This window comes from Serratia sp. (in: enterobacteria), from assembly GCF_052400455.1.
Lineage (GTDB): Bacteria > Pseudomonadota > Gammaproteobacteria > Enterobacterales > Enterobacteriaceae > Serratia > Serratia ureilytica.
Genome location: NZ_CP185812.1, coordinates 2,899,170 through 2,924,923, shown reverse-complemented (window position 1 = coordinate 2,924,923; position 25,754 = coordinate 2,899,170). Strand labels below are relative to the sequence as shown.

General features: G+C 58.5%; 33 protein-coding genes. 24 read left to right on the top strand and 9 right to left on the bottom strand.

All coding sequences use genetic code 11. The features are described from left to right. Window positions 1–18 precede the first annotated feature (18 nt). From ACORQT_RS14195 to ACORQT_RS14180, 4 genes are read left to right on the top strand one after another with little or no spacing between them, the layout of a single operon-like run. Window positions 19–975, top strand: a complete 957-nt coding sequence (locus tag ACORQT_RS14195; protein WP_004934604.1) for an ABC transporter permease — start codon at window positions 19–21, stop codon at window positions 973–975. A gap of 4 nt (window positions 976–979) precedes the next feature. After that, complete coding sequence (opp4C, locus tag ACORQT_RS14190) at window positions 980–1,930, top strand: oligopeptide ABC transporter permease (protein WP_042784767.1); 951 nt, start codon at window positions 980–982, stop codon at window positions 1,928–1,930. Continuing rightward, entirely contained in the window at window positions 1,927–2,913 is a 987-nt protein-coding gene (locus tag ACORQT_RS14185; RefSeq protein WP_042784765.1) for an ABC transporter ATP-binding protein, read from the top strand. Before opp4C ends, ACORQT_RS14185 begins: the two co-directional genes overlap by 4 nt. After that, complete coding sequence (locus tag ACORQT_RS14180; protein WP_164057341.1) at window positions 2,903–3,871, top strand: ABC transporter ATP-binding protein; 969 nt, start codon at window positions 2,903–2,905, stop codon at window positions 3,869–3,871. Before ACORQT_RS14185 ends, ACORQT_RS14180 begins: the two co-directional genes overlap by 11 nt. Before the next feature lie 2 nt (window positions 3,872–3,873). Here ACORQT_RS14180 and ACORQT_RS14175 read toward each other — a convergent pair whose 3' ends face one another. Continuing rightward, window positions 3,874–4,848: an alpha/beta hydrolase gene (locus ACORQT_RS14175; protein ID WP_033643407.1), complete on the bottom strand. Its 975-nt coding sequence runs from the start codon at window positions 4,846–4,848 to the stop codon at window positions 3,874–3,876. 675 nt (window positions 4,849–5,523) lie between these two features. Between ACORQT_RS14175 and ACORQT_RS14170 the strand changes: the two genes are divergently transcribed. The 6 genes from ACORQT_RS14170 (at window position 5,524) to ompC (ending at window position 13,335) form a co-directional block, all read left to right on the top strand. Continuing rightward, window positions 5,524–6,738, top strand: coding sequence for an aspartate aminotransferase family protein (locus tag ACORQT_RS14170; RefSeq protein WP_042784764.1), 1,215 nt, complete (start codon window positions 5,524–5,526; stop codon window positions 6,736–6,738). A gap of 52 nt (window positions 6,739–6,790) precedes the next feature. Then, window positions 6,791–7,825, top strand: a complete 1,035-nt coding sequence (astA, locus tag ACORQT_RS14165) for an arginine N-succinyltransferase (RefSeq protein ID WP_004934585.1) — start codon at window positions 6,791–6,793, stop codon at window positions 7,823–7,825. Continuing rightward, on the top strand, window positions 7,825–9,297 hold the full coding sequence (astD, locus tag ACORQT_RS14160) for a succinylglutamate-semialdehyde dehydrogenase (protein ID WP_089192614.1): 1,473 nt from the start codon (window positions 7,825–7,827) through the stop codon (window positions 9,295–9,297). The genes astA and astD overlap by 1 nt, the downstream gene beginning before the upstream one ends. Before the next feature lie 52 nt (window positions 9,298–9,349). Further along, the gene (gene astB / locus ACORQT_RS14155; protein ID WP_033643406.1) at window positions 9,350–10,690 is read left to right on the top strand and encodes an N-succinylarginine dihydrolase; all 1,341 of its coding nucleotides are present in this window, start codon (window positions 9,350–9,352) and stop codon (window positions 10,688–10,690) included. A gap of 10 nt (window positions 10,691–10,700) precedes the next feature. Further along, window positions 10,701–11,684, top strand: a complete 984-nt coding sequence (gene astE / locus ACORQT_RS14150) for a succinylglutamate desuccinylase (RefSeq protein WP_042784763.1) — start codon at window positions 10,701–10,703, stop codon at window positions 11,682–11,684. Between the two features lie 568 nt (window positions 11,685–12,252). Then, a complete protein-coding gene (gene ompC / locus ACORQT_RS14145; RefSeq protein ID WP_033650925.1) occupies window positions 12,253–13,335 on the top strand; it encodes a porin OmpC in 1,083 nt (360 codons plus the stop codon). Between the two features lie 82 nt (window positions 13,336–13,417). On the opposite strand, the gene ACORQT_RS14140 is transcribed toward ompC, so the two are convergent. Both ACORQT_RS14140 and ACORQT_RS14135 read right to left on the bottom strand, forming a co-directional pair. Then, window positions 13,418–13,642, bottom strand: a complete 225-nt coding sequence (locus tag ACORQT_RS14140) for a biofilm development regulator YmgB/AriR family protein (protein WP_033643403.1) — start codon at window positions 13,640–13,642, stop codon at window positions 13,418–13,420. 121 nt (window positions 13,643–13,763) lie between these two features. Further along, the gene (locus tag ACORQT_RS14135; protein WP_004934567.1) at window positions 13,764–13,955 is read right to left on the bottom strand and encodes a YebW family protein; all 192 of its coding nucleotides are present in this window, start codon (window positions 13,953–13,955) and stop codon (window positions 13,764–13,766) included. Between the two features lie 226 nt (window positions 13,956–14,181). Here ACORQT_RS14135 and lysM point away from each other — a divergent pair, with 226 nt between their 5' ends. The 5 genes from lysM (at window position 14,182) to ACORQT_RS14110 (ending at window position 17,063) form a co-directional block, all read left to right on the top strand. Beyond that, window positions 14,182–14,628: a peptidoglycan-binding protein LysM gene (gene lysM / locus ACORQT_RS14130; RefSeq protein WP_015378169.1), complete on the top strand. Its 447-nt coding sequence runs from the start codon at window positions 14,182–14,184 to the stop codon at window positions 14,626–14,628. 262 nt (window positions 14,629–14,890) lie between these two features. After that, on the top strand, window positions 14,891–15,046 hold the full coding sequence (locus ACORQT_RS14125; RefSeq protein ID WP_162882310.1) for a hypothetical protein: 156 nt from the start codon (window positions 14,891–14,893) through the stop codon (window positions 15,044–15,046). A 23-nt stretch (window positions 15,047–15,069) separates the two neighbouring features. Continuing rightward, on the top strand, window positions 15,070–15,234 hold the full coding sequence (locus tag ACORQT_RS14120) for a hypothetical protein (protein WP_162837199.1): 165 nt from the start codon (window positions 15,070–15,072) through the stop codon (window positions 15,232–15,234). A gap of 106 nt (window positions 15,235–15,340) precedes the next feature. Beyond that, window positions 15,341–16,282 carry a pirin family protein gene (locus ACORQT_RS14115; protein WP_164057364.1) on the top strand — a complete coding sequence of 314 codons (942 nt, stop codon included), beginning with the start codon at window positions 15,341–15,343 and terminating at the stop codon, window positions 16,280–16,282. Window positions 16,283–16,709: 427 nt separating this feature from the next. Next, on the top strand, window positions 16,710–17,063 hold the full coding sequence (locus ACORQT_RS14110) for a DUF1304 domain-containing protein (protein WP_046687262.1): 354 nt from the start codon (window positions 16,710–16,712) through the stop codon (window positions 17,061–17,063). 25 nt (window positions 17,064–17,088) lie between these two features. Here ACORQT_RS14110 and ACORQT_RS14105 read toward each other — a convergent pair whose 3' ends face one another. Next, complete coding sequence (locus ACORQT_RS14105) at window positions 17,089–17,475, bottom strand: helix-turn-helix domain-containing protein (protein WP_004927697.1); 387 nt, start codon at window positions 17,473–17,475, stop codon at window positions 17,089–17,091. 444 nt (window positions 17,476–17,919) lie between these two features. Further along, window positions 17,920–18,132: a YccJ family protein gene (locus ACORQT_RS14100; protein ID WP_004927694.1), complete on the bottom strand. Its 213-nt coding sequence runs from the start codon at window positions 18,130–18,132 to the stop codon at window positions 17,920–17,922. 188 nt (window positions 18,133–18,320) lie between these two features. On the opposite strand from ACORQT_RS14100, the gene ACORQT_RS14095 reads away from it, so the two are divergent. After that, window positions 18,321–18,560: a DUF2766 family protein gene (locus tag ACORQT_RS14095; protein WP_033643399.1), complete on the top strand. Its 240-nt coding sequence runs from the start codon at window positions 18,321–18,323 to the stop codon at window positions 18,558–18,560. A gap of 40 nt (window positions 18,561–18,600) precedes the next feature. Here the strand turns inward: ACORQT_RS14095 and ACORQT_RS14090 are convergent, their stop codons facing one another. Next, entirely contained in the window at window positions 18,601–18,834 is a 234-nt protein-coding gene (locus tag ACORQT_RS14090) for a YobH family protein (protein ID WP_033643398.1), read from the bottom strand. A gap of 161 nt (window positions 18,835–18,995) precedes the next feature. Between ACORQT_RS14090 and ACORQT_RS14085 the strand changes: the two genes are divergently transcribed. Both ACORQT_RS14085 and ACORQT_RS14080 read left to right on the top strand, forming a co-directional pair. Next, window positions 18,996–19,154 (top strand): PhoP/PhoQ regulator MgrB, encoded by a 159-nt coding sequence (locus ACORQT_RS14085; RefSeq protein WP_004927688.1) that lies wholly within the window; start codon window positions 18,996–18,998, stop codon window positions 19,152–19,154. A gap of 81 nt (window positions 19,155–19,235) precedes the next feature. Next, window positions 19,236–19,511 (top strand): YebO family protein, encoded by a 276-nt coding sequence (locus ACORQT_RS14080; protein WP_033643394.1) that lies wholly within the window; start codon window positions 19,236–19,238, stop codon window positions 19,509–19,511. A 38-nt stretch (window positions 19,512–19,549) separates the two neighbouring features. On the opposite strand, the gene fos is transcribed toward ACORQT_RS14080, so the two are convergent. Then, window positions 19,550–19,957: a fosfomycin resistance glutathione transferase gene (gene fos, locus ACORQT_RS14075; protein ID WP_042784759.1), complete on the bottom strand. Its 408-nt coding sequence runs from the start codon at window positions 19,955–19,957 to the stop codon at window positions 19,550–19,552. A 169-nt stretch (window positions 19,958–20,126) separates the two neighbouring features. Between fos and ACORQT_RS14070 the strand changes: the two genes are divergently transcribed. The 3 genes from ACORQT_RS14070 (at window position 20,127) to ACORQT_RS14060 (ending at window position 22,278) form a co-directional block, all read left to right on the top strand. After that, window positions 20,127–20,429, top strand: coding sequence for a phage protein NinX family protein (locus ACORQT_RS14070; protein ID WP_033643391.1), 303 nt, complete (start codon window positions 20,127–20,129; stop codon window positions 20,427–20,429). 75 nt (window positions 20,430–20,504) lie between these two features. Then, window positions 20,505–20,741, top strand: a complete 237-nt coding sequence (locus ACORQT_RS14065) for a DUF4060 family protein (RefSeq protein WP_025303167.1) — start codon at window positions 20,505–20,507, stop codon at window positions 20,739–20,741. Window positions 20,742–20,916: 175 nt separating this feature from the next. Beyond that, window positions 20,917–22,278 (top strand): amino acid permease, encoded by a 1,362-nt coding sequence (locus ACORQT_RS14060; protein ID WP_164057340.1) that lies wholly within the window; start codon window positions 20,917–20,919, stop codon window positions 22,276–22,278. Between the two features lie 40 nt (window positions 22,279–22,318). On the opposite strand, the gene ACORQT_RS14055 is transcribed toward ACORQT_RS14060, so the two are convergent. Then, a complete protein-coding gene (locus ACORQT_RS14055) occupies window positions 22,319–22,609 on the bottom strand; it encodes a hypothetical protein (protein WP_033643389.1) in 291 nt (96 codons plus the stop codon). Between the two features lie 221 nt (window positions 22,610–22,830). On the opposite strand from ACORQT_RS14055, the gene ACORQT_RS14050 reads away from it, so the two are divergent. The 3 genes from ACORQT_RS14050 to cspE all read left to right on the top strand — a co-directional run bounded on the left by ACORQT_RS14050 (window position 22,831) and on the right by cspE (window position 24,915). Continuing rightward, window positions 22,831–23,865: an MBL fold metallo-hydrolase gene (locus ACORQT_RS14050; protein ID WP_444859184.1), complete on the top strand. Its 1,035-nt coding sequence runs from the start codon at window positions 22,831–22,833 to the stop codon at window positions 23,863–23,865. A gap of 682 nt (window positions 23,866–24,547) precedes the next feature. Continuing rightward, a complete protein-coding gene (locus ACORQT_RS14045) occupies window positions 24,548–24,664 on the top strand; it encodes a DUF2627 domain-containing protein (protein WP_002211058.1) in 117 nt (38 codons plus the stop codon). Between the two features lie 41 nt (window positions 24,665–24,705). Continuing rightward, window positions 24,706–24,915: a transcription antiterminator/RNA stability regulator CspE gene (gene cspE / locus ACORQT_RS14040; protein ID WP_002221949.1), complete on the top strand. Its 210-nt coding sequence runs from the start codon at window positions 24,706–24,708 to the stop codon at window positions 24,913–24,915. Window positions 24,916–24,967: 52 nt separating this feature from the next. Here cspE and pgeF read toward each other — a convergent pair whose 3' ends face one another. After that, window positions 24,968–25,684, bottom strand: a complete 717-nt coding sequence (pgeF, locus tag ACORQT_RS14035) for a peptidoglycan editing factor PgeF (protein ID WP_033650929.1) — start codon at window positions 25,682–25,684, stop codon at window positions 24,968–24,970. Between the last annotated feature and the right edge of the window lie 70 nt (window positions 25,685–25,754).

Sequence of the window (25,754 nt, the reverse complement as noted above, 5' to 3'; positions counted from 1 at the left end):
GCGGCGATGGAATTCGCGATGAGAAATTTTATCCTGCGCCGTTTGTTGCAGACTATCCCGATGCTGTTGCTGGCTTCATTGCTGATTTTTTGCATCTTCGCCCTGGCGCCCGGCGACTTTATCGACGGCAATATCAACCTGACCGCGCAACGCGCCGCCGAGCTGCGGGCGCTGTATGGGTTGGATCAGCCCTTGTTCAGCCGTTACCTTCATTGGCTTGGCCGGCTGTTGCAGGGCGATCTCGGCTTCTCGCTGCAGTATCAGATCCCGGTCAGCACGCTGCTGAATCAATACATCTGGAACTCGTTCCTGCTGGCGGCGGTGGCGATGGTGCTGTATTGGGGCATCGCGCTGGCGGTGGGAGTGATCTCGGCGATGAAACCCTATTCGCTGTTCGATCATCTGATCACCGTGGCGGTGTTCGCCGCCATGTCGTTTCCGACGTTTTTCCTTTGCCTGTTGCTGATCAAATGGTTCGCCGTCGATCTGCACTGGTTGCCGGCGGGCGGCATGTTGCGCACCGGCAGCGAAGCGAGCGGGCTGGCCTGGGCGCTGGAGGTGGCGGCGCACCTGCTGTTGCCGGTGCTGGCGCTGGTGATGCTGCAGGCCGGCAGCCTGACGCGCTATTTTCGCGCCAGCATGCTGGAGGTGATCCGCATGGACTATATCCGCACCGCGCGCGCCAAAGGGCTCAGGGAGAAAACGGTGATCCTCAAACACGCGCTGCGCAATGCGCTGTTGCCGATCATTACCCTGCTGGGGTTCGAGCTGCCGGGATTGTTCTCCGGCGCGCTGATCACCGAAAAAATCTTCAACTGGCCGGGCGCCGGGCATATCCATATCGATTCGCTGGCGGCGCGCGATTATCCGGTATTGATGGGGTTCACGCTGTTTCTGGCGGCGCTGACCATTCTCGGCAATCTGCTGGCGGACATTCTGTACGCCTACGCCGATCCACGCATTCGCTTGAGGTAACACGATGTGGGTAACGCTGTTTTTCGGGCGCCGTCGCCGCTGGCGCGAGGCGCAGTTGCCGGCGCTGGCGCAGCTGTCTCCGCCGCCCGCCGCGCAGGCCTGGCGCCGTCTGCGCCGCCACCGACCGGCGATGATCTCGCTGGCGCTGCTGGTGCTGTTGGCGCTGCTGTGCCTGATTGGGCCGTCGCTGTCGCCGTGGCCTGACGACGCCGGCGATGTGCTGAACATCAATCAGGCGCCGAGCGGCGCGCATTGGTTGGGCACCGACTTTCTCGGCCGCGATATTTGCACCCGGCTGCTGCTGGCAGGGCGAATATCGCTGACCATCGGCCTGGTGTCGATGCTGCTGTCGGTGACGCTGGGTTATGTGCTGGGGGCGTTCGCCGGTTATCTGGGGGGCGTGGCGGATCGGTTGATCATGCGCTTCGCCGATCTGTTGATGACCATTCCCGGCCTGCCGCTGCTGATCATCATGGGGGCGATGCTGACCGAACTCGACGTGTCGCCGGACTACCGTATCTACATGGTGATGATCATGCTGAGCCTGCTGGGCTGGCCGTCGCTGGCGCGGCTGGTGCGCGGCCAGATCCTGTCGCTGCGCGAGCGGGATTTCATGTTGGCCACCGAAGTGCTGGGGCTCTCCACTCGGCGGCGCCTCTTCGGCCATCTATTGCCCAATACCGTGCCGATTTTGGTGGTGGTCGCCACCATGGCGGTGGCCAATGCCATCCTCAGCGAGTCGGCGTTGAGCTACCTTGGGCTGGGCGTGGTGCCGCCGACGCCGTCGTGGGGCAACATGATGGACGCCGCCAATAGCCTGATCGACTTTCAGCGCCGCCCCTGGCTGTGGATGCCGCCGGGGCTGGCGATCTTCGTCACCGTGGTGGCGATCAACATCTTGGGCGACGGCCTGCGGGACGCGCTCGATCCGAAAATGAGCGGGGTAAAACGATGAGTCAACCGCTGGTGGCGTTCGACCGGCTGTCGGTGTCGTTTCATGGCGAGCAGGGGCCGGTGCGGGCGGTGCAGCAGGTCAGTCTTGAACTGCAGGCAGGGCAAACGCTGGGGATCGTCGGCGAATCGGGCTGCGGCAAAAGCGTGACCGCCATGGCGCTGATGGGGCTGTTGCCGCAGCCGCTGGCGCAGATAGACGGCGGTGAGATTCGCTTTGAAGGGCAAAACCTGCTGTCGCTGCGGGCACCCAAGATGGCCGATTTGCGCGGCAACCGGCTGGCGATGATCTTTCAAGAGCCGATGAGCGCGCTGAATCCGGTGTTGACCCTTGGCGAACAGCTGGTGGAGCCGCTGATTCGCCACCTGACCCTGTCGCCGAAAGCGGCCTGGCGCCAGGCGATTCAACTCTTGACGGAAGTGGGGTTGGCGCGCGCGGAGGCGCTGATGCGCTGCTATCCGCATCAGCTTTCCGGCGGCATGCTGCAGCGCGTGATGATCGCCATGGCGATCGGGTGCCGGCCGGCGCTGCTGATCGCCGACGAACCGACTACGGCGCTCGACGTTACGGTGCAGGCGCAGATCCTGGCGTTGCTGCGCGAGCAGAGCCGGCGACACAACATGGCGATGATCTTGATCACCCACGATCTCGGGGTGATCGCCCAGATGGCCGATCGGCTGGCGGTGATGTACGCCGGGCGCGTCGTCGAGCAGGGAACGACCCGGGAAGTGCTGGACGAGCCGAGGCATCCCTATACGCAGGGGCTGATCGCTTCGCGGCCGGTGCCGGGGCAGCGGCGACGCCGCTTGTACTCCATTCCCGGTCAGGTGCCGGATCTGGCGCGGCTGCCGGAGCATTGCGCTTTCGCCGAGCGCTGCGCGCAGGCCTCCGCTCGCTGCCGCGACGGCATTCCGCCGCTGTACGGCTCCCGTCAGCGTCAGTCCGCCTGTTTTCTCAATGCCGGAGGGCATCCGTATGTCGACTGAACCTTTGGTGGAGGTAAAGGGGTTAAAGAAATATTTTCCGCTGCGCGACGGGCTGTTCGGGCGCACCACCGGCCAACTGAAGGCGGTGGACGACGTCAGCTTCAGCATTCGCAAGGGCCGCGTTTTCGGGCTGGTGGGTGAGTCCGGCAGCGGCAAAACCACCGTTGGCCGCACGCTGCTCGGCCTGCACGACAAAACCGCCGGCGAGGTGCTGTTCAAAGGGCAGGCGTTGGACGGCCTGAGCAAGGACGCGTTGCGCGCCCTGCGGCCGAAAATGCAGCTGGTGTTTCAGGATCCTTACAGCTCGCTGAATCCGCGTCTGCGCGTGGGCGACGCCATTGGGGAAGCGCTGTTGCAACACGGCCTGGCGAGCAAGGCGGAACTGCGCGAACGGGTGCTCGATACCCTGGCGATCTGCGGGTTGTCCTCACAGCATTATGGGCGGTTTCCGCATGAGTTTTCCGGCGGCCAGCGGCAGCGTATCGGCATTGCGCGCGCGTTGATCCTGCAACCGGAATTTATCGTCGCCGATGAGCCAATATCGGCGCTCGACGTGTCGATTCAGGCGCAGATCATCAATCTGTTTTCCGATTTACAGGAGCGGCAGGGGGTGACGCTGCTGTTTATCTCGCACGATCTCGGCGTGGTGGAGCATCTGTGCCAGGATGTGGCGGTGATGTATCTGGGGCAGATCGTTGAGAGCGCCGATCGCGATTCGCTGTTCCGCCAACCGCTGCATCCCTACACGCAGGCCTTGTTGGCGGCGGTGCCGACGCTGGATGCGCAACGCGCGCCGGCGTGGGTGGCCGGCGGCGAGCCGCCGAACCCCGCCAACCCGCCGCGCGGCTGCCGTTTCCATCCCCGCTGCCCGCTGGCCACGGCGCAGTGCCGCGAACAGGCGCCGCAGCTGCGCAGCGTGGCGCCCGGTCATCAGGTGGCTTGCCACCTGGTCTGTTAGCGTCAGGACAGGTAGTGTTTCAACGCGCGCCCGGCCTGGTGGATCGCCGAATGCACCGCCGGGACGTGGGCGAGCGGGTTCAACAGGCCGTAGTCGTGGATTAGCCCGTTGTAGCGGGTGGAGGTGACCTCGACGCCGGCGGCGTCGAGCAGACGCGCGTAGGCTTCGCCCTCATCGCGCAGCACGTCCAGTTCGGCGGTCTGCACCAGCGCCGGCGGCAAGCCCCGCAGCTGTTCCGGCGTAGCGTTGAGCGGCGAGGCGTAGATGTCTTTGCGCTGCGCCTTATCGGGCGCATAGCTGTCCCAAAACCACTTCATCATATTGCGGGTCAGGAAATGGCCTTCGGCGAACTGATGATAGGAATCGGTATCAAAATGGGCGTGCGTAACGGGCCACAGCAGGATCTGGCAACGCAATGCCGGTAGGCCTTTCTCTTTGGCCATCAGGCTGACCACCGCCGCCATATTGCCGCCGACGCTGTTGCCGACCACCGCCAGCCGTGAACCGTCGACGTTGATTTTTTCGCCATATTCGGCCACCCATTCCGTGGCGGCGTAAGCCAGATTGATCGCCTGCGGATAGTGCGCTTCCGGTGAGCGGGGGTAGTTGACGAACACCGCCGCCGCGCCGGAGCTGTAAACCAGATCGCGCACCAGCCGTTCATGGGTGGGAAAATCGCCCAGCACCCAGCCGCCGCCGTGAAAGAACATGAATACCGGCAATGTCTCCTTGACCCTGGCCGGCCGCACCAGCTGCAGCAGAATATCCTGGCCCTCTACGTGAATGGTTTTCTCGCTGATCTCCACCTCGCGCAGCGGCACGTCTACGCTGCGCTGCGCCGCTTCCAAAACTCTGCGCGCCTCTTTGGGCTTCATTTGTTCCATAGGTTTACCGCCGGCGGCATTCAGCGTCTCGAGAAACGCGCGGATGTCGTGCTGGAGGAGAGGCCGGCTGAGATCGACGGTTCGTTTGGGCATGGTGACTCCTTGTGCGCAGAAGAAAAAGTGCGGTCAGAATCACAGTGTAGTCGTTGGCGCATAAAGCGGGAGCCACGGCCGGCGGCGATCGGCGCGGTTCGTTTTCCGGGGTGCTGCCGATGGAATAGGCGTTTCGTCGCCGCATTGCCCGATCCTGGCGCAGCGCTGCACCGGGTTGGGGCAAAAAGTGTGATGGCGAGCAAATCGGATGAAATTATTTTTGCGAGCGCGATCAGAAATCCTGAAGTTTTTCGCAATTGAATAGGATTTCGCGAGCAATGATGATTTTAGGCCTTATTTTTTAAATTATGCATTGCAAATGCATATAAAATGAATAAATATGCATTATAAGCCGTTGTTTTAACGTAAAAAATAGCAAAATCCGGCAAAAATCCCGTTTTGGCACGATAGCTGCTCTACACTCTTTATCAAACGACATGTATTTTAACTGCTCGTTAACATTTACTCCCCGCTCAGGGACCGGATAAGCGCCATAAATAGTGAAAAACCGATTTTATGTAACAGATTTGTTTCTAAATCAGCGGTGAGAGACAGCATTTTCTCCGCCGGGAAAGTCGGTTTTGAACAGCGGTTTTTTTGCATTGTGGCGGCCTAGCCGGGCTTGCGCGGTCCTTACAGTCAAAATTCAGCCTTTGCTGAGATTATGAGGTCACTATGGAACAGCCAATCGCAGTTACCCGCCAGTCTTTCGATGACTGGATGGTCCCGGTTTATGCCCCTGCCGATTTTATTCTGGTGCGGGGTGAAGGATCGCAGGTGTGGGATCAACAGGGTAAGTCTTACATCGATTTCGCCGGCGGCATCGCGGTTAACGCGTTGGGCCATGCGCACCCGGCGGTCAAGGCGGCGCTGGTGGAGCAGGCGGGCAAACTGTGGCATCTGGGCAATGGCTATACCAACGAACCGGTGCTGCGCCTGGCCAAAAAACTGATCGACGCCACGTTCGCCGACAAGGTGTTTTTCTGTAACTCGGGCGCAGAAGCCAACGAAGCGGCGCTGAAACTGGCGCGCAAACATGCGCACGACCAGCACGGCGCCGGTAAAGATCAGATTGTGGCGTTCAACAACGCGTTCCACGGCCGTACGCTGTTTACCGTGTCCGCCGGCGGCCAGCCAAAATATTCGCAGGACTTTGCGCCGCTGCCGGGCGGTATCACCCATACGCCGTATAACGATCTGGCCGCAGCGGCCGAGCTTATCAACGATCGCACCTGCGCGGTGATCGTCGAGCCTATCCAGGGCGAAGGCGGCGTGCTGCCGGCGGAAGCCAGTTTCCTGCAGGGGCTGCGTGAACTGTGCGATCGCCATAACGCGCTGCTGATCTTCGACGAAGTGCAGACCGGCGTCGGCCGCACCGGCCACCTGTATGCCTATATGCAGTACGGCGTGGTGCCGGACGTGCTGACCACCGCGAAAGCGCTGGGCGGTGGCTTCCCGATCGGCGCCATGCTGACCACCGATGCGCTGGCGAAAACGCTGGGCGTCGGCACTCACGGCACCACTTACGGCGGCAACCCGCTGGCGACGGCGGTGGCGGGGGAAGTGTTCTCCATCATCAATACCCCGGAAGTGCTGGAAGGCGTCACGCAGCGCCACCAGTGGTTCATCGACGGGTTGAACGACATCAACCGTCAGTATCCGATCTTCGCCGAGATTCGCGGCGGCGGTTTGCTGATCGGCTGCCAACTGAAGAAAGACTATGCCGGCAAAGCGAAGCAGATCACCCAACTGGCCAACGAAGAAGGCGTTATCGCGCTGATCGCCGGCCCGGACGTGGTGCGTTTCACGCCGTCGCTGATCATCCCTGAGCAGGATGTGAAAGAGGGGCTGGCGCGATTCGCGCGCGCCGTGGCGCGCATTTGCAGCTAATCAGCGGGCTGCGCCTTCATCGGCGCAGCCTGATTCAGAAGAGGTTCGCATTATGATGATTATTCGCCCTATAGAGCGCCGCGATTTGGCGGATTTGCTGACGCTTGCCGGCAAATCCGGTATCGGTCTCACGTCGCTGCCGCAAAATGAAGATACCCTGTCGGCACGCATTGAGCGGGCGTTAAAAACCTGGCAAGGCGAACTTCCGCAAAGTGACCAGTGTTATTTGTTCGTGTTGGAAGACAGCGAGCGCCGGCAGGCGGTGGGGGTCTGCGCGATCGAAGTGGCCGTCGGCCTGGCGGAACCCTGGTACAGCTTCCGCGTCGGCACGCAGGTGCACGCTTCCAAACAGCTGAACGTCTATAAATCGGTGCCGACGCTGTTCCTCAGCAACGACCATACCGGGCATTCGGAACTGTGCACGCTGTTCCTCGATCCGGACTATCGTCACGGCGAGAACGGCAAGCTGCTGTCGAAGGTGCGTTTCCTGTTTATCGCCGCGTTCCGTGAACGCTTCTCCCGCCGTCTGATCGCCGAGATGCGCGGTTTCTCCGATGAAAACGGCCGTTCGCCGTTCTGGGAGAGCGTCGGCCACCGTTTCTTCTCCATCGAGTTCGCCAAGGCGGACTACCTGAGCGGCACCGGACAAAAAGCGTTTATCGCCGAACTGATGCCGAAACATCCGCTGTATGTCGATTTCCTGGCCGAAGACGCGCAGAAGGTGATCGGTGAAGTGCACCCGCAAACCCTGCCGGCGCGCCGCCTGCTGGAGGCGGAAGGCCTGAGTTATCAGGGCTACGTCGATATCTTCGACGGTGGCCCGACGCTGGAAGCCGAAATCGACCACATCCGTGCGGTGAAGCAGAGCCGCCTGGTCAAAGTGGTGCTGGATGACACGCCGATGCGCGCCGATGCGCCGGTCCATCTGGTCGCCAACGACAACTATCAGAATTACCGCGCACTGTTGGTCAATGCCGATCTGTATGACGACCGCCTGCATATCAACGCCGCCACCGCTGCGGCGCTCGGCGTCGAGCAGGGCAGCCCGGTGCGGGTACTCCCCCTTATTGCACAGGAGAAAGCATGATGTCCCATCCTGCACTGTTGATTAACGGCGTCTGGCGGCAGGGCCGCGGCGCGGGGTTCGGCAAGGCCGATCCGGTCGGCAATCAGCCGCTGTGGCGCGCCAACGCCGCCGACGCCGATGACGTCGCCGCCGCCTGCGAAGCCGCGCGCGCCGCATTCCCCGGCTGGGCGCGTACGCCGTTCGAGCAGCGTGAACAGCTGGTGAAACGCTTCGCCGCTTTGCTGGAAGAACATAAACAGTCGCTGGCGGAAACCATCAGCCGCGAGACCGGCAAACCGCGCTGGGAAACCCTGACCGAAATTCAGGCGATGATCGGCAAGGTGGGCATTTCACTGCAGGCCTATCAGGCGCGCACCGGCTTTAGCCAGACGGCGATGGCCGACGGCGCTTCGGTGCTGCGCCATCGCCCGCACGGCGTGCTGGCGGTGTTCGGGCCTTACAACTTCCCCGGCCATCTGCCGAACGGCCATATCGTGCCGGCGCTGCTGGCCGGAAACTGCGTGGTGTTCAAGCCGAGCGAGCTGACGCCGCTGACCGCCGAGGAGACCCTGAAGCTGTGGCTGAAGGCCGGTCTGCCGGACGGGGTGATCAATCTGGTGCAGGGTGGCCGGGAAACCGGCGAGGCGCTGGCCGCCAGTGCGGATATCGACGGCCTGTTGTTCACCGGCAGCGCCGGCACCGGTTACCACCTGCATCGCCAATTGGCGGGGCAGCCGGAGAAGATCCTGGCGCTGGAGATGGGCGGCAACAACGCGCTGATCGTCGATGGTTTCGAGGATCGCGACGCGGCGGTCAACCTGGCTATCCAGTCGGCGTTTATCTCCGCCGGCCAACGCTGCACCTGTTCACGCCGCATTTTGGTTAAGCAGGGGGCGGAAGGCGACGCCTTTATCGCGCGTTTGGTTCAGGTGGCGGGCGAGCTGCGCGTCGGCCGTTGGGATGCCGAACCGCAGCCGTTCATGGGCGGCGTAGTGTCGGCGGCCGCGGCGGAAAACATGCTGAAAGCGCAGCAGCGCTTGCTGGCGCTGGGCGGTAAATCGCTGCTGGCCATGCGTCTGCTGGAGCCGGGCAGTTCGCTGCTCAGCCCGGGCATCATCGAGCTGACCGGCGTGGCCGGTGTGCCGGACGAAGAGTACTTCGGGCCGTTGACCACGATCGTGCGTTACCGCGATTTCGACGAGGCCCTGCGGCTCGCCAACCAAACGCGCTACGGCCTGTCGGTGGGATTGGTCTCGCCGCAGCGTGAGCTGTTCGAGAGGCTGCTGCTGGAAGCGCGCGCCGGCATCGTCAACTGGAACAAGCCGTTGACCGGGGCGTCCAGCGCGGCGCCGTTCGGCGGCGTGGGGGCTTCCGGCAACCATCGCCCAAGCGCCTTCTATGCGGCGGACTATTGCGCCTGGCCGATGGCGTCGCTGGAAAGCGAAAGCCTGTCGCTGCCGGCGACGCTCTCGCCGGGCTTGTCGTTCCGTTAATCGTCTGCGGCGGCGTCATGGCGTCGCCGCAGGCCATCCCCAGGGGATAGCCATGTCAGGATATGAAGTCAATTTCGACGGTTTGGTGGGGCCAACGCACCACTATGCCGGGCTGTCGTTCGGTAACGAGGCCTCTACGCAGCATCAAAACAGCGTATCGAACCCGCAGCTGGCGGCGAAGCAGGGGCTGCTGAAAATGAAGGCGCTGGCCGATCTCGGTTTCCAGCAAGGGGTATTGCCGCCGCAGGAGCGGCCGCATTTGCCGATGTTGCGTCGCCTGGGTTTCAGCGGCAGCGATGAGGCGGTGCTGGCGCAGGCGATGCGTCAATCGCCGCGTTTGCTGTCGGCGCTCAGTTCGGCGTCCTGCATGTGGACCGCCAATGCGGCCACGGTGTCCCCCTCGGCGGACAGTGCAGACGGCAAGGTGCATTTCACCGCCGCCAACCTGAACAATAAATTCCACCGCGCCATTGAAGCGGAAACGACCACCGACGTTTTGCGGGCGATGTTTAACGACGACCGGCATTTCGCCCACCATGAAGCGCTGCCGCAGGTGGCGTTGTTCGGGGACGAAGGGGCGGCCAACCATAACCGGCTGGGCGGCGATTATGCCAGGCGCAGCGTGCAGGTGTTCGTTTACGGTCGCCAGGAGTTTGGCGGCGAAACGGCGCCGGCGCGTTATCCTGCGCGCCAGACGCGCGAAGCCGGTGAGGCGATCGCTCGGCTGCACCAATTGGACGAGCAGCATACGGTCTTCGTGCAGCAAAATCCGGCGGTGATCGACCAGGGCGTGTTCCATAACGACGTGATTGCGGTCAGCAACCAGAACGTGCTGTTCCACCACCAGCAGGCGTTTTACCGCCAGCAACAGGCGCTGGATGAAGTGCGCCGCAAGATGGCGACGCTGGACAGCGAACTGGTGGCGATCGAAGTGCCGACGGAGCGCGTCTCGGTGGCGGACGCGGTGGCGACTTATCTGTTCAACAGCCAAATTCTCACCAAGCCGAACGGCAAGATGATGATCGTGGTGCCGGAAGAGTCGCGCCAGCATGCCGGCGTGTGGCGTTATCTGAACGAGATGGTCGGCAGCGGCGGCCCGATTGATGAAATCCGCGTGTTCGATCTGCGCGAAAGCATGCGCAACGGCGGCGGCCCGGCCTGCCTGAGGCTGCGGGTGGCGCTCAACGATCAAGAGCTGCGGGCGGTGAATCCACGCGTCATGATGAACGATCGGCTGTTCGCGACGCTGAACGAATGGGTGGATCGTCATTACCGCGATCGCCTGACGCAGGATGACCTGGCCGATCCGCTGCTGCTGCGCGAAGGGCGCGAGGCGTTGGATTCGCTGACGTCGATCCTCGGTCTCGGGTCCATCTATCCGTTCCAACGATAAGGGAGGCTGCATGATCGATCTACTGCCCCTGACGCTGGAGGGGAAAGAACCCGCCGAATGGCAGGGCGAAACGCCGCAGCTGCGCTGGCGTTGGCTGGGGGAAGGGGTGTTGGAGCTCACGCCGCGGCAGCGTTATCGCCAGGCGTTGGTGGTGTCGGCGGGCGTACACGGCAACGAAACCGCGCCGATTGAACTGCTCAATCAGTTAATCGGCGATCTGTTGAGCGGCCGCTTGCCGCTGGCGGTGCGGCTGTTGGTGGTGCTGGGCAACCCGGCGGCGATGCGGGCGGGCAAGCGCTATCTGCACAGCGACATGAACCGCATGTTCGGCGGCCGCTACCGCAACTTCGCCGCCAGCGGGGAAACCGCGCGCGCCCAGCAGTTGGAGCGCACGCTCGCCGCTTTTTTTGATGGCGAACAGGCGGCGCGTTTCCATTACGATCTGCACACCGCCATTCGCGAGTCGCATTTGCCGCGCTTTGGCATTTTGCCCTTCCAGAAGCGCCCGTACAGCGAACCGATGCTAAAGCTGCTGGATGCCGCCGATCTGGATGCGCTGGTGGTACACAGTGCGCCGGGCGGGACTTTCAGCCACTATTCCAGCGAGCATCTCAATGCGGCGAGCTGTACGCTCGAGCTGGGCAAGGCGCGGCCGTTCGGCAGCAACGATCTGCAGCAGTTCGCCGCCATCGATCGCGCTCTGCGGGCGGCGGTCAGCGAGGGGCCGTTGCCGGAGCGCGCGGGCGAGGCGATCCGGGTATTCCGTGTGATGCACTCGTTGATCAAACACAGCGAGGATTTCAAGCTGCATCTGGATGATGACACCGCCAACTTCACTGAGTTGAAACCGGGGATGTTGCTGTGCGAGCAGCCGCAGGAGGAGTATCGCGTTGGCGAAGAGGGCGCGTGGATACTGTTTCCTAACCCCACTGTGGCGCTGGGCCTGCGCGCCGGCATGCTGTTGAGCGAAGTTTCCCGTTCTACGTTGTATTGATTTATCCTCGGCGGCGCCGTCAGCGCGCTGCCGTTTATTCCTTTCATTATTTTAATCTGCTATTTCCCGCTATTTAAATGGCCATAAATCGAATTTTATTCGTCCCATAGGGATTTCTTTACGTGAATGAATAAAGGCCGTGTTCAGCCGTTATCGGAAAGCCTTAATTGCCTGGTGACTTTGTTAAGATAAAAATGTGAAATAAGTAACGTTTTTAATAACCATGCTAATCTTGTTGTTACTTTTGAATCGCGCAGAAAGCACGCAAAACGAAACCAAAATGCACTAAATTGGTGCGTTGCACCGTTTTGGTTATAAGTTATGTGGTAAAAATTTCTTATATTCAATGGGTTATGCATTCTCTTTTTTGAAATATATGGTTACAAATAAACATGCTTTCTCCTCGTTGTTTCATGAACTTTTTGATTTTAAGTTTTGATTCATGATGCTAATGTCACATCACCCCAGCATTAGGGGAGCTCATAAAATACCAAAAGATAAAATCACAGCCCAAATTATAAATTGGGCGTGACGGGCAGGGTTTTAATTATAATATCTAGGAAAATAAATGATGAAACGCAGTGTATTAGCCTTAGCTGTCGCCCTCGGGGCGGTCACCTCCTTCGCCAACGCGGCTGAAATCTACAATAAAGATGGCAATAAACTCGACCTGTACGGCCGCGTTTCGGCCAAACACGTTTTCAGTAAAGATAAAAGTGAAGACGGAGATAAAACGTATGTTCGTCTGGGCTTTAAAGGCGAAACCCAGATCAACGATCAGCTGACCGGTTACGGCCAGTGGGAATACAACGTTCAGGCCAACCACGATGAAGCGCAGGGCACCACCGGCACCAAAACCCGTCTGGGCTTCGCCGGCCTGAAGTTCGCCAACTATGGCTCGTTCGACTACGGCCGTAACTACGGCGTGGTGTACGACGCCGAAGCTTATACCGACATGCTGCCGGAATTCGGCGGCGACTCCTACAGCTACACCGACAACTACATGACCGCGCGCTCCAACGGCCTGGCGACCTACCGCAACCGTGACTTCTTCGGTTTGGTGGAAGGCCTGAATCTGGCGTTGCAGTACCAGGGTAAAAACGACGGTGACGGCCGCAGCGTGACCAAGCAAAACGGCGACGGTTACGGCATGTCTCTGGACTATCAGGACATCGGCGGCACCGGCATCGGCGTTGCGGCGGCGTTCTCCGATTCCAACCGTACCAGCGCTCAGAAAGCGTTGCAGTACGGTAAAGGCGACAAGGCCACTGCCTGGACCACCGCAATCAAATATGACGCCAACCAGGTCTATCTGGCAGCCATGTATGCCGATACCCGCAACATGACGCCGATCAGCGGCAATGGCGTCTCCGGCTTCGCCAACAAAACGCAGAACTTCGAAGTGGTGGCCCAGTACCAGTTCGAAAACGGTCTGCGTCCGTCTCTGGCCTACGTGCAGTCAAAAGGCAAGGATATTGAAGGGATTGGCGACGTCGATCTGGTGAAATACGTGGAAGTGGGCGCGACTTACTACTTCAACAAAAACATGTACACCTACGTCGACTACAAGATCAACCAGTTGAACGACGACAACAAACTGAAGCTGAGCACTGACGACATCGTTGCCGTCAACCTGACCTACCGCTTCTAAGCTGCAATTCCATTACCCTCATCCTGTGTCGGGATCGGTAATCAGGCAGGGCGCAAGCCCTGCCTTCGTTTGTATCGCGCGCTCAGCCTTTTGGCGCCAACCCCACCAGCTCGATGGCCGAACGCAGCGCGGCAAACCGCTGCTGATCCTGCTCTCGCTCTATCTCTGTCACCAGCTGCGAAAGAATATTGCCGCCGGATACCTTTTTATGGTTTTTGATTAACTGCAACACTGCGTCGCCTAACGCCAGGCTGACGTTGCGCAGCAGAATTTCATATTGCTCGTTGGAATGAGCCGATGCTGACATGACCTTTCTCTGTCTTTCTTCTTCGGGAGCCGCAATTTAACAAAACAGCGGCCTTGTGCCTCGGAGGAAGATGCAGTTTCCGATGAAATCAGAAATTCCTCAGCATCAGGCGGGGAGGGGATCAAAAATCCGAGTATTCGCTGGCCGGCAACCAGAAGCCGTCAATAAATTCTTCCATGGGATAACAGCCGGCGTGACGCAGGTTCTGTTCCTTCATCGCCACCAGGCATTGCGGTTCGTCGCGCAATATGTCTACCACCATTTCACTGCAGCCGCCATCCAGATAACAGACAAACATCACCAATGCGTACATCTTGCAGCCTCCTTCGTCGAGCCGCCTTGTCTGCAACAGTGTAGGTAAAAAAGCGCGATTTTTCAGCATCATTGCGCGATAAAACGCCAACGAGGCGCCGCAGACGGCACTTTCGGAATTCTCCAGCCGTTTCTGGGGGCGAGAGCGGATGGCAGATCCTTTTGACGATGCTAAGCTTAACAAGCCTTACATCAACGCATTAGTGCAACCATCAAAAGGAGTGAATATGGGCTTGTTTAACTTTGTCAAAGAAGCGGGCGAAAAACTGTGGGACACAGTCACCGGCAATGCCTCCGCCGAAGATCAAAGCGCCAAACTCAAGGAGCATCTCGATAAGAGCGGCCTGCCGGGCACCGACAAAGTCAATGTGCAGGTGGTCGATGGGAAAGCGGTGGTGACCGGCGATGCCGTCAGCCAGGAGCTGAAAGAGAAGATTCTGGTGGCTATCGGCAACGTAGCGGGCATCAGCGGTGTGGAAGACAAGGTGGCGGTAGCGCAATCCGACGCCGAGAGCCGCTTCTATACCGTGAAGAAGGGCGATACGCTGAGCGCAATCTCCAAAGAGATGTACGGTAACGCCAATCTCTACAATAAAATTTTCGAAGCCAACAAGCCGATGCTGTCGAGCCCGGACAAGATCTATCCGGGACAGGTGCTGCGTATCCCGCAATAACGCCTCTGTCTCCCCTGGCCCGGCGATGTGCCGGGCTTTTTTTGCTTCCGCTATAAGCATCTCTTATTTCCCTTCCCTCTAAATAAAAGTTACACATACCGTGTGCCTGCGCTCGCCGGCCCGCGGCGGCGGTGTTGACCCTGGGGGGGAAAGTTGGTAGCGTCATGGCCCGGTTGCGGACTGAGCAGCCGAAGGGGGATTTCGCTCCCCCATTCTGAGGGGGTGTCTTGCCCCATCAAACAGCAATGCAGCAGTTGAACGAGTGAAAGCCGATTTAGTGAAACAGCAGCGTAACGCCTTGACGGATAAAAACTACAGAGAAACCTTGGGTGATGCGCAATTTGCGATCGTCGTTTTGGCGATTGCGTCCTGCTCACTGATCATTTTTACGTTGGCGGTCACGTTGTGGCTGACCTGACGTCATTAACTAGGGGAGAGAAAATGGAGCCCAATCTCCACGATGAAACCAAACTGTTGGCGATTATCGGCCTGTTGGTTTCTGTACTGCTGGTCGTGTCGATTCTCTTCGGAGTGACTTATTTCTCCGATCTCAGGCATGCCCACGACGATATCGATATTAAAAGCTGCTACATCAAAACACCTTAATCCGCGTGAGCGCGGCTGAGCGTCGTCGCTCTCCAGGGGGCGTTGTCCTGTGCTAAGCTGGGGCGATTATCCTTGGCGAATCGGCGCCATTCAGGAGGTCTTTGCGATGAGTCAGTCACGTCCTGCGCGTTTTTCACCCTCACGCGAGTGCCCTGTCGTTGACGGCGCGCGCCAGATCCAGCGCATTGCAGTGCGCAATGCTGAAGTGGGCGGCATTCCTATCAACCGCGCGTTGCCAACCCGGGAGCGGCGCACCGTCGGCGCCTGGTGTTTTCTCGATCACGCCGGTCCGACGGTATTCAACGGCACCGCGCCCGGCATGGACGTAGGGCCGCATCCGCACACCGGTCTGCAAACCTTTACCTGGATGATCGAGGGTGAGGTGCTGCACCGCGATAGCCTCGGCAGCGAACAGTTGATCCGTCCGGGGCAGGTCAATCTGATGACCGCAGGGCACGGCATCGCGCATACGGAACAGTCGGTGGGCGAGGACCGACGACTGCACGCCGCACAATTGTGGATTGCGTTGCCGGCCGAATATGCCGACATGGCGCCGCGATTCGATCATTATCCCGATTTGCCGCAGTGGCGGAATAACGGCGTGAATCACCGTTTGCTGGTCGGGGAATTTGGCGCTTATCGTTCACCGGTGTTTACTCTTTCGCCATTAATCGCCATTGATATGGAATGGCTAGAGGCGGCGACGGCGCAATTGCCGCTGCGCGATGATTATGAAATCGGCTTTTTGCCCCTGATTGGTGCATTTGAACTTAATGGTGAAACATTTTCACCTGACGCATTCGCCTATTTAGGCATGGGTAATAACTCTATTGAGTTAAATGCAGAGAAGGGCAGCCGGGGATTATTAATCGGTGGAGCGCCGTTAAATGAAGAGATCCTTATCTGGTGGAACTTCGTTGGCCATACCAAAGCGGAAATTATTCAGGCTCAGCGCGAGTGGGAGCAGGAAACGGATCGTTTTCCGGCGGTCAGCGGTTATTCCGGTGAGCGCATGGCCGCGCCACGCCTGCCGTGGAGCGGTGTTTGATAGCGTTAGGATATAATCGCCGAGATTATTCGACTTATTTCGCTCTAATAACGCGCAATAAATGTGATCGCGGCTCCAGCTTCACGACAATATAAAGTTTCTCAACGAAATAGTGATCTGACGCATATAATGATAAACGGAAGAAGATTAGGATAATCCTCAGGAAGTCAGGTTGTCTCCCGTTAGTCTGATGTCAGTGAGGTCATTATGAGCCAAGTTCTTTATCGTGCAAGACTGTCCCATGTCGTGGTTGCCACGGCGCTGTTTTGGGTCTCTGTCGCGGCATTGTTGGTTGCCGTATTACACTAACCTCAAAAAATGACTCCTGCATAAACCCGCTTCGGCGGGTTTTTTTATCTTGGATGGTGAGCGATATTCACTCATCACTTATACTTGACGGCATCCCCATTTCGCTATTTGGATAATCATGAAGCTCATTGCCGACATTGTTCTGCTGCTTATCGCGGCGCTCCACCTTTATATCCTGGTATTGGAAATGTTCCTGTGGCGCGCGCCGATCGGCAGGCGAGCATTCGGGACGACGGCGGAGTTCGCCGCAGCCACGCGGGTCTTGGCCGCCAACCAGGGGCTGTATAACGGTTTTCTGGCGCTGGGCTTGGTATGGGGCTATTGGCGTGAAGATGTGGCGCTGCAGCTGTTCTTTCTCGGCTGCGTGCTGGCGGCCGGCGTGTTCGGCGGGCTGACCGCCAGCCGCAAGATCCTGTGGGTGCAGGCGTTGCCGGCCGCGATCGCGCTGCTGGCGGTCTGGGGCGCGCGTTAACCCGCCGGTTGACGGCGGGCGAAAATCAGGCGGATTTTTGGTGAATGACGTGCAGCGGCGGATCGATGTGCAGATCGACGCTCAGATCCTGGCGGAAATCGTAAGGCGTGATATTAAAACGCTTTCTGAACATGTAGGTGAAGTGGGACTGTGAGCCGAAGCCAAAGTCCAGGGCGATATCGAAAATCGACGCTTCACTGCTGCGCAGTTGATAGACCGCGCCGGCCAGACGGCGTTCACGAATGTATTTGCCCAGCGAAATCCCTGTCGCTTCTTTGAACAGCTTCTGCATGTGCCACAGCGAGTAGCCGGAGTACTCGGCCAGCTCTTCGAGATGGATCACTCGTCCGAGGTGAGTTTCGACCCATTTGCTGAGGGCGCAGACCAATGAGAGATGGTGTTCTTGTATCATCAGTGCGTCAGTGTGAGATCTACATAGCGGTGAAGTATACACAACTTGCCGCCGCGGACAAAAAACGCCGCCGATGACGGGGCATGATTCGGAAAAACCGTTGAACCGCCGCTTGTCAGCCGAAAGGAAAAACGGCTAATCTGAGACTGTCGCCGCCGCGGTGGGTGACGCGGAGCAGACCGCAGCAAGAACCGCCAAAACAGAGTCAGCCGTAACAACTCAACGTTGATGGGGTGATCGCATGTTAATGACAGTGATTATTACTCTGGTTGTAATCGTGGGCGTCGGCGCTTTTATGGCGACGCCGGTGATGAGCATGAAAAATGCGGAAGGTGTGGGAGGTGAAGAACCGTGAGAGCAAGCAGAGATGCACGCCGCTGAGCGGGGTGAGCGCTAATCGGGAAAGCCTGGGCCAGAAACCCGGGCTTTTTGTTGCCTGGCGGCTTAAACGTTTTTACGCTCGACGGTTTCCTCTCCCCAATAAAGCTGGTCTGCGGTGGTTTTGGCAAAAGCCTTTTCCAGCGCTTCATCGCTGCCTTCTTCCCAGATCTTCTGCGCCAACACTTCATCGTTCCCTGCCAGTTCAAAAATAGCTTCGGCAATTTCCACCGAAGTTTCACGCACTGTTGCCCAGGATTTCACATTGTGATTCGCCATAACTATCTCCTGTTGGTTGTGGCTTAGGTTACGGATGTTTTTATCACCGTCATGCTGCAAGTATAGGCTAATCTGCCGCGGGCTTTTGCCCGGCGGTGCGCAGAATGGGGAAAAAGGCGGGGAGGGCGGGCAATGGCGCTGGCGGCATGCTATTCTGTGCGGCGTTTGAATCAAGAGGGAAAGTTATTATGTCTGACATGCTGAGCAACGAGCAGGAATTGGCTTCCGATCTGGTCGCTTGCCAACTGGTCATTAAACAGATTCTGGACGTTATCGACGTGATTGCGCCGACCGAAGTGCGCGACAAGATGGCGGGCCAGCTCAAAAGCATCGATTTCTCCACGCATCCCGCCGGCGCCGATCCGGTGACCCGCAGAGCGATTGACAAGGCGATTGCGCTGATCGAGTTGAAGTTTACCCGCGATTGAGGCGGAGCCGCCGCAGAGCGACGGCGTCGGGCGGTGGCGGTTAATCCACCACCGTTTCGATTTTCTTGAACAGCGGGCAGTCGGTCACGCCGATGAAACCGTTGTCGCCATTGACGTACTGGGCGATCGCCACGTTGCGCGCCGTCAGGTATTTGCACTGCAATCCCAATCCGCCGACGTTCTTGTTGCTGCCGATCAGCACGCCGTAGCCCGAAATCAAAAAGCCGCCGTAAATGACCGCCAATACCAGTACCCACTTAATCAGTCTGCTCATTGCGTTTCCTCGTTATCCCTGAGGGTTCATCTAGCCACGGCGCCAGCGCGAGGGCAAGGGTAACAGTCTGAAAACCGGGCGATAGCCAGAAATCTAAACGACAAGTTAAACTTCGTTTAACTTTGCTGTGATAACATGCGCGATAGACCATCCTGATAACAATGAGGCTGCTAAATTTGTTGCGAAAAAAAATCCTCGTGATAATGACGGCCGTCGCTGCCTGCCTGTTTTTCTACCTGTTGGCGCTGGACAGCTATTGCGACGATGGTGGAAATTTTGCGCTGGGCATCTGTTCGGTGACGCGCTTCGTACCCTGGTAAGCAATTTTTGGCAGGGATGTTCGCCCGGCCGCCGCGAGTGTTAAGATGGCGGCCTGAATTTCGCAGTAGATAGGGTTGTCCATGTACGATTTAGGTTTTGGCCAGAACGGCCTGTTGTCGTTGGCTCTCGCCGCCGTGGCGTTGCTGGTGGGGCTCTGGGTTTGGTTCCTGGTGAACCGCGCCAGCGTGCGCGCCAATGAGCAGATTCGCCTGCTGCAGGAAATTGCCGAGCAGCAACGTCAACAAACGGCGCTGTTGAAGCGTTTGGCGCACAGCGCTCGCGCCGACGGCGGCGATGCTGATGACGACGATCTCAGCCCCGCGCTGGATTTTAAAGGTTTTATCCCCGAACGTTGAACACCCTGCTCCGGCCGGCGCTGCGCCGCCGGGGCGCTTCAGTAAAATACCATGCCCTGATACGGTTTTTCCCGGCATGCCGCCAGGCGGCTGGCCAGATCGCCGGCATGGATCTCCAACTGATGCCCATCAGGATCGAGAAAATAGAGCGACTCGCCCTCGCTGCGATTGCTTTTCCACTCTTCTGCGCCGCTGTGGCGCAGCCGCTCGCTGACCCGTTCAATGTGTTCCGGCGCGACGCTGAAGGCGTAATGGGTGTAATCACGCGCCCGTGGTTGCGTGCGCGCCTCATCCAATGACAGGCACAGCCACAACGCCCCCAACGACAGATAGGCGCCGCCTTGCCAGCGGGCGTGAGGGGTGAACCCCAACAGATGGCGGTAAAAATCGAAGCTGCGATCGAGATCGCTGACGGCGAGCGTCAGATGGTTGAGACCGGTCAACATGCGTGCGTTTCCTGGGCGCTAAACAGACGAAAAGTGTACGCAGAAGGGGAGAAAAGTTAAAGGGGGCGAAACATTAGTGCAGATAATGTGAAAACCGGCGACGCTGTCATAAAACTGTCTTACAGACATCGTAATGTAGCGCGAACCTTACAAAAGATGGATAAAGCCGATGATTAAATGGTACGAAGAAAGCGATGCCGAAGTGAACCGCAGCATTGCGCTGCTGACCGGGGAGAACCCGGACAAGTGGTATCCCTACGGCGGCGTGAAAGGTAAAGATTACTGCAAGAATCCCTCCGACGCCTGGCCGATCATTTGCGCCAACAAAATCAGTCTGAACCCCGACAACCACAGCGACAGCCCACAGTGGCAGGCGCGCATGAGCACCCAGGGCGGTGAATGGCAGGCCGACAGCGCCAGCCCGCTGCGCGCGGCGATGATCTGTTTTCTGATGAGCCGACAGGCTAACTGATTCGCAAAAATACCGGTGATTGGTAAGAGTTTCTCCTTTTTCTAATAACAGAGCTGTCGTTGGCGGAGGCTGTTTATGAAGCGCATTATCAAAGGTGATAAAAACTTGTCTCATCTGGTGATTGCCCATGCGGCGATCGATCGTCATGCCGAAAGCTTCGGCCAGCGCCGTCAGGGCTGGCCCTCGACCTATCTGATAAAATATCAAAACGATCGCGTGGCGGTGGAAGTGGTTACGCGTCGCCAATCTTATGTCGCCACGCTGATGATCGGCGCGCGCAACCTGACCAAACTGTGCGGTATGCCTGGCTGAACGCCGTCGTTACCCGCTCTCCCTCGGTTAAAAAATCGCGCTCCGGTCTGCCGTCTCGGGGCGCTACTCCTTGATGCTCACGTGGTTAAGTGTTAAAAAGCCGCCCGCAGATACATTTATTGATTGGTGAAATCTTGGCCGATAACGGCAAGGAGGTACGCCATATGAGGATAAGATGGGCGGTCAGCATCAGGATACCCCGCTAAAACGCGGATTAAAAAACAGACACATACAGCTTATTGCCCTCGGGGGCGCCATCGGCACCGGTTTATTTCTCGGCATTGCGCAAACCATTAAAATGGCCGGCCCCGCCGTGCTGTTGGGCTACGCCATCGGCGGTTTTATCGCGTTTTTGATCATGCGCCAGCTGGGCGAAATGGTGGTGGAGGAGCCGGTCGCCGGATCTTTCAGTCACTTTGCCTATAAATATTGGGGTGATTTCGCCGGTTTCCTTTCCGGCTGGAACTACTGGGCGATGTTCATTCTGGTCGGCATGGCGGAATTGACCGCCGTCGGCATCTACATTCAGTACTGGTGGCCAGAGATCCCCACCTGGGCGTCCGCCGCGCTGTTCTTTGTGTTGATCAATCTGATCAACCTGGTGAACGTGCGCCTGTACGGCGAAACCGAGTTTTGGTTCGCCATCATCAAGGTGGTGGCGATTGTCGGCATGATCGTGTTTGGCGCCTGGCTGTTGGCCAGCGGCAACGGCGGGCCGCAGGCCAGCATCACCAACCTGTGGCAGCAGGGCGGCTTTATGCCGCACGGCTTCTCGGGGCTGGTGATGGCGATGGCGGTGATCATGTTCTCGTTCGGCGGGCTGGAGATGGTGGGCATCACCGCGGCGGAAGCCGCCGATCCGCGTCGCAGCATTCCTAAAGCGACCAATCAGGTGGTGTACCGCATTCTGATTTTCTATATCGGTTCGCTGACCGTACTGCTCTCGCTTTATCCGTGGGGGCAAGTGGTGGAGGGCGGCAGCCCGTTCGTGCTGATCTTCCATGCGCTGAACAGCAATCTGGTGGCGACGGTGCTCAACGTGGTGGTGCTGACCGCCGCATTGTCGGTCTACAACAGCGGCGTTTACGCCAACAGCCGCATGTTGTTCGGGCTGGCCAGCCAGGGCAATGCGCCGAAAGCGCTGACGCGCGTCAACAAGCGCGGCGTGCCGGTGCTGTCCATCGCACTGTCGGCGCTGATTACCTCGATCGGCGTGTTGATCAACTATCTGATGCCCGGCAAGGCGTTTGAGCTGCTGATGGCGCTGGTGGTGTCCACCCTGGTGATCAACTGGGTGATGATCTGCCTGGCGCACCTGAGATTCCGTGCGGCGAAGAACCGTCAGGGCGTTATTCCGAGCTTTAAGGCGCTGTGGTATCCGTTCGGCAACTATCTGTGCCTGGCGTTCCTCGGCCTGATTTTAGTGATTATGTATTTCAGCGAAGGGATCCGCATTTCGGTGCTGTTGATGCCGGTGTGGGTTGCAGTGCTGTGGGGCGGGTTCATGCTGACGCGCCGCAAAGGCGCCAAGCGTTAATCTGCGCGCGGAGGCGTATTGCGCCTCCGCGCTCTTCTCGTCAGCTGCGCGGCATAAAGGCGCGCCCCTCACCGTCACCCCGTCCCAGCAGTTTCCGGCACAGCAGCAGCAGGGTGCTGATGACGTCGATGGTCACCACGCTGAGCATCAGCAGGGTCAGCATGAAGAACCCGAGCAGCGAACCGCCAAGCAGCACCAGCGGTGCAGGCACGCGCACGCGGCGCAGCTTCATGGCGAAATACATTTTCCAGTATTGCTTCTGCGCCAGCAGCGCGCTGCGAATACGGCGCCCCAGGCCTGCGCCTGATTTGCGGGATGTCGAACGACTCATAACTTCTCCTTTTCTGTATGCCCTACAAGTCAATCACAAAGTTCTTAAGAGAGTCTTAACGGGCTCTTGGCGGCCCTGGCTGTCTCACCGAAGTGAGACAACAGCATACGGCAAAAGCTCCCTCAATGCAGCGCACGGCTGACGAAGTGCGAGCTTCATCGGGTTTGTTACACTGAAAGTCATGCCCGTGCAGGGCGCTGAGGGTCGGGAGAAGACGCTGGATGAAAAGAATCAACCGTTATTACGACGCGGCCAAGGCGCATCACACGCCGGAGGGATTTCGCAACCCGGAACCTTCGCGGCGTCAGGAGGGGGATCTTCAACGTTGGCAAGATGAGCGCAAGCGCCAGGGGTTGCCCAAGCCGCCGCAGCAGGGCTACGCGCAATTTACCGAACGCTGGTGGCAGCCGGCCGATCTCAGCGGCAGTGGCGACAGCGTCTGGTGGTTGGGGCATGCCTCGATGCTGCTGCGGTTGAGCGGGCGCTATATCCTGATCGATCCGGTGTTGTCCCAACGCGCATCGCCGCTGAGCTTTTACGGCCCGAAGCGCAGAACGCCGCCGCCGCTGACGGTGGAGCAACTGCCGGCGGTGGATGCGGTGCTGATCTCCCATAACCATTATGATCACCTTGACAGGCGCACGGTGCGGCAATTGGCGCGGCGTTTCCCTCAGACCGAGTTCATCGTGCCGCTCGGCTTGAAGCGCTGGTTCCGCCGTTATCGGCTGAAGGTGCATGAGCTGGACTGGTGGCAGAGTCTGCCGTTGGGCGAGCTGACGGTCTACGCCACGCCGGCGCGGCACTGGAGCATGCGCACGCTGTGGGATCGCAATCGCTCGCTGTGGTGCGGCTGGATGATCCACCATCCGGCGCTGCGGTTTTATTTTTCCGGCGACAGCGGCTATTCGGAACGGTTGGCGGAGATCGGTCAGCGGTTGGGGCCGTTCGATGTGGCGGCGCTGCCCATCGGCGCCTATGCGCCGCGCTGGTTTATGCAGGAACAGCATATGGATCCGCAGCAGTCGGTGACGCTGTACCGTCAACTGAATCAGCCGCGCGCCATTCCCATTCATTGGGGGGTGTTCGAATTGGCGGATGAATCGCTGGACGAGCCGCCGCAGCAGTTGAACCTGGCGTTGAGCGAAGCGGGGCTGGAGCAGCATCAATTCCATCCGCTGAAGATTGGTGAGCGCATCGCGTTGCAGGACTCACCGTCTGCGTTACCTCATCACCCGGCGGCGCTGCGGGATGAATAAAACCAACGGTTTGAAAGCGCGGCTGTAATTAGCCGAATTGATAAGCGCGGGTGGTGATTCAAATAACCCCCTTGTTTTCAGGATTTAATTCAACGTTGAACTTTCGTTATTGATAAGACTATTCCGGCTATTGAGGTTAATGATATTCGGATTATTTATGATGAACCCACCGGCAAGCGGGAGAGGTGTCGGCGCTTTGCATGTTTATGCATCCGTTGTGCAGGGCGGATGCGTCACCGCTGGCCCGTTCGCCGTGCTCGCCCGCGCCGTTTGGCGGCAGGGCTGAAAGCCGATGATGAATGGGCTTTCCGGCGGTAAATGGTCGGAGGAGCGATGAATAAATTGGCCCCCGTTCATCGATATTCAAATGTTGCATATCAAATTCCATAAAGATTCAAATTTTTTAACGCTATAAGCGGCAAAAAAGCGGAAATGACGAGACAGATAGGCGTCAATACGATGAAAGTTTTGTTAAAACGCCAGCAGAATGCGGGGTCTGGCGCAGTGATTTTGGCAAGCAGAAAATAGCCGATGCTTCAACATCTTTTGGCCTATTTAAGCAAATGTGGCTCTCGACCGTTTCAAATATGTGCGACATGTCGTTCAGTGATTAAAAATGGCTTGCCATCGCATACAGAGTATGTGATAACGCATCTGGGTAAAACGAGGTACAGTTCTGTATATGTGTGGCATTTTCAGTAAAGAAGTTCTGAGTAAAGACGTTAGCGTTGAATACCGCTTCTCTGCCGATCCTTATCTTAGTGCCTCAAGCAGTAACGACTCTAGTTTGTCTATGTAACGCCTACGGGCGGTTTAAACAATCCAAAGGAAATACTCAAGATGGCAAAGATCAAAGGTCAAGTTAAGTGGTTCAACGAGTCTAAAGGTTTCGGTTTCATCACCCCGGCTGACGGCAGCAAAGACGTGTTCGTACACTTCTCTGCAATCCAGGGTAACGGCTTCAAAACCCTGGCTGAAGGCCAGAACGTTGAGTTCGAAATCCAAGATGGCCAGAAAGGCCCATCTGCAGTAAACGTTACTGCTATCTAATCAGCGTCAGCTGTACAAAAAGCCCGCCTTCGCGCGGGCTTTTTCGTTTCCGTCATTCGGCGACGATGACGATGCCGGCGTACTGGTTGCGGCCTTTAATGCCCGGATGCGTCGGATCCTGCGCGCGCCGATGGCTGTTGCGGCGATAGCTGGTGTATTTGAAGCGCTGCGGCCGCTGCGGATCGACGTCCGGTGTGCAGATAGTGCAACTGCCTGAGCGGTCAACGGCGGCGAAGCCGAGCGTCGTCAGCTTGTATTCGGCGATCGCGGCCAGATCCAGATGCCGATAGTGCGGGCTGATCAGCGTAGCGGGCAGCGGCAGACGCTGTTTAAAGTTTTCCACCAGTGCTTCGTCAACTTCGTAACAGCACGGGCCGGCGGCGGGGCCGATGGAGGCCACCCAATCGGCGGTGTCGCCGTCCTGGCGAATGCGGGCCGCCATCTGTTCCAGAATACCGTCCAGCAACCCGCGCCAGCCGGCGTGCACCGCCGCGATGGCGCCGCCGTCACGACGGCTGAACAGCACCGGCAGGCAATCCGCCGTCAGCACGCTGAGCAGAATGCCGGGCTGGCGCGTGTAGAAGCCATCGGCCTCACCGCACGCCTGCGCCGGTTGCAGCACATCGACGATGCGGGTGCCATGCACCTGCTTCTTTTCCGGCAATGTGGCGCTGTAGGGCAGCAGATGCCCCGGCAGCAGCGCGAGTTTGCTGCCGAAGCCGTGCTGAATGTGGGGCACCGCATCGAGCAGCGCGGAACGATCGCTCATAAATTATTTTCACCTGCGTGAGAAAACAGACTCTCAGTGTAGCCAGCTTTTTCCCCGCTTGGCCAGGTGT

Bases quoted from the DNA above. Each gene is read 5' to 3' on its own strand.
- ACORQT_RS14050 (WP_444859184.1), top strand. From the start codon at position 22,831: ATGAAAAGAATCAACCGTTATTACGACGCGGCCAAGGCGCATCACACG.
- astA (WP_004934585.1), top strand. From the start codon at position 6,791: ATGATGATTATTCGCCCTATAGAGCGCCGCGATTTGGCGGATTTGCTG.
- ACORQT_RS14195 (WP_004934604.1), top strand. From the start codon at position 19: ATGAGAAATTTTATCCTGCGCCGTTTGTTGCAGACTATCCCGATGCTG.
- ACORQT_RS14045 (WP_002211058.1), top strand. From the start codon at position 24,548: ATGTGTGGCATTTTCAGTAAAGAAGTTCTGAGTAAAGACGTTAGCGTT.
- ACORQT_RS14170 (WP_042784764.1), top strand. From the start codon at position 5,524: ATGGAACAGCCAATCGCAGTTACCCGCCAGTCTTTCGATGACTGGATG.
- astE (WP_042784763.1), top strand. From the start codon at position 10,701: ATGATCGATCTACTGCCCCTGACGCTGGAGGGGAAAGAACCCGCCGAA.
- astD (WP_089192614.1), top strand. From the start codon at position 7,825: ATGTCCCATCCTGCACTGTTGATTAACGGCGTCTGGCGGCAGGGCCGC.
- ACORQT_RS14060 (WP_164057340.1), top strand. From the start codon at position 20,917: ATGGGCGGTCAGCATCAGGATACCCCGCTAAAACGCGGATTAAAAAAC.
- ACORQT_RS14080 (WP_033643394.1), top strand. From the start codon at position 19,236: ATGTACGATTTAGGTTTTGGCCAGAACGGCCTGTTGTCGTTGGCTCTC.
- ACORQT_RS14105 (WP_004927697.1), bottom strand. From the start codon at position 17,475: ATGATACAAGAACACCATCTCTCATTGGTCTGCGCCCTCAGCAAATGG.
- ACORQT_RS14135 (WP_004934567.1), bottom strand. From the start codon at position 13,955: ATGTACGCATTGGTGATGTTTGTCTGTTATCTGGATGGCGGCTGCAGT.
- ACORQT_RS14140 (WP_033643403.1), bottom strand. From the start codon at position 13,642: ATGTCAGCATCGGCTCATTCCAACGAGCAATATGAAATTCTGCTGCGC.
- ACORQT_RS14070 (WP_033643391.1), top strand. From the start codon at position 20,127: ATGATTAAATGGTACGAAGAAAGCGATGCCGAAGTGAACCGCAGCATT.
- ACORQT_RS14095 (WP_033643399.1), top strand. From the start codon at position 18,321: ATGTCTGACATGCTGAGCAACGAGCAGGAATTGGCTTCCGATCTGGTC.
- ACORQT_RS14055 (WP_033643389.1), bottom strand. From the start codon at position 22,609: ATGAGTCGTTCGACATCCCGCAAATCAGGCGCAGGCCTGGGGCGCCGT.
- cspE (WP_002221949.1), top strand. From the start codon at position 24,706: ATGGCAAAGATCAAAGGTCAAGTTAAGTGGTTCAACGAGTCTAAAGGT.
- opp4C (WP_042784767.1), top strand. From the start codon at position 980: ATGTGGGTAACGCTGTTTTTCGGGCGCCGTCGCCGCTGGCGCGAGGCG.
- ACORQT_RS14180 (WP_164057341.1), top strand. From the start codon at position 2,903: ATGTCGACTGAACCTTTGGTGGAGGTAAAGGGGTTAAAGAAATATTTT.
- ACORQT_RS14090 (WP_033643398.1), bottom strand. From the start codon at position 18,834: ATGAGCAGACTGATTAAGTGGGTACTGGTATTGGCGGTCATTTACGGC.
- ACORQT_RS14115 (WP_164057364.1), top strand. From the start codon at position 15,341: ATGAGTCAGTCACGTCCTGCGCGTTTTTCACCCTCACGCGAGTGCCCT.
- ACORQT_RS14065 (WP_025303167.1), top strand. From the start codon at position 20,505: ATGAAGCGCATTATCAAAGGTGATAAAAACTTGTCTCATCTGGTGATT.
- ompC (WP_033650925.1), top strand. From the start codon at position 12,253: ATGATGAAACGCAGTGTATTAGCCTTAGCTGTCGCCCTCGGGGCGGTC.
- ACORQT_RS14185 (WP_042784765.1), top strand. From the start codon at position 1,927: ATGAGTCAACCGCTGGTGGCGTTCGACCGGCTGTCGGTGTCGTTTCAT.
- ACORQT_RS14085 (WP_004927688.1), top strand. From the start codon at position 18,996: ATGAGGCTGCTAAATTTGTTGCGAAAAAAAATCCTCGTGATAATGACG.
- lysM (WP_015378169.1), top strand. From the start codon at position 14,182: ATGGGCTTGTTTAACTTTGTCAAAGAAGCGGGCGAAAAACTGTGGGAC.
- ACORQT_RS14120 (WP_162837199.1), top strand. From the start codon at position 15,070: ATGGAGCCCAATCTCCACGATGAAACCAAACTGTTGGCGATTATCGGC.
- fos (WP_042784759.1), bottom strand. From the start codon at position 19,957: ATGTTGACCGGTCTCAACCATCTGACGCTCGCCGTCAGCGATCTCGAT.
- astB (WP_033643406.1), top strand. From the start codon at position 9,350: ATGTCAGGATATGAAGTCAATTTCGACGGTTTGGTGGGGCCAACGCAC.
- ACORQT_RS14100 (WP_004927694.1), bottom strand. From the start codon at position 18,132: ATGGCGAATCACAATGTGAAATCCTGGGCAACAGTGCGTGAAACTTCG.
- ACORQT_RS14110 (WP_046687262.1), top strand. From the start codon at position 16,710: ATGAAGCTCATTGCCGACATTGTTCTGCTGCTTATCGCGGCGCTCCAC.
- pgeF (WP_033650929.1), bottom strand. From the start codon at position 25,684: ATGAGCGATCGTTCCGCGCTGCTCGATGCGGTGCCCCACATTCAGCAC.
- ACORQT_RS14175 (WP_033643407.1), bottom strand. From the start codon at position 4,848: ATGCCCAAACGAACCGTCGATCTCAGCCGGCCTCTCCTCCAGCACGAC.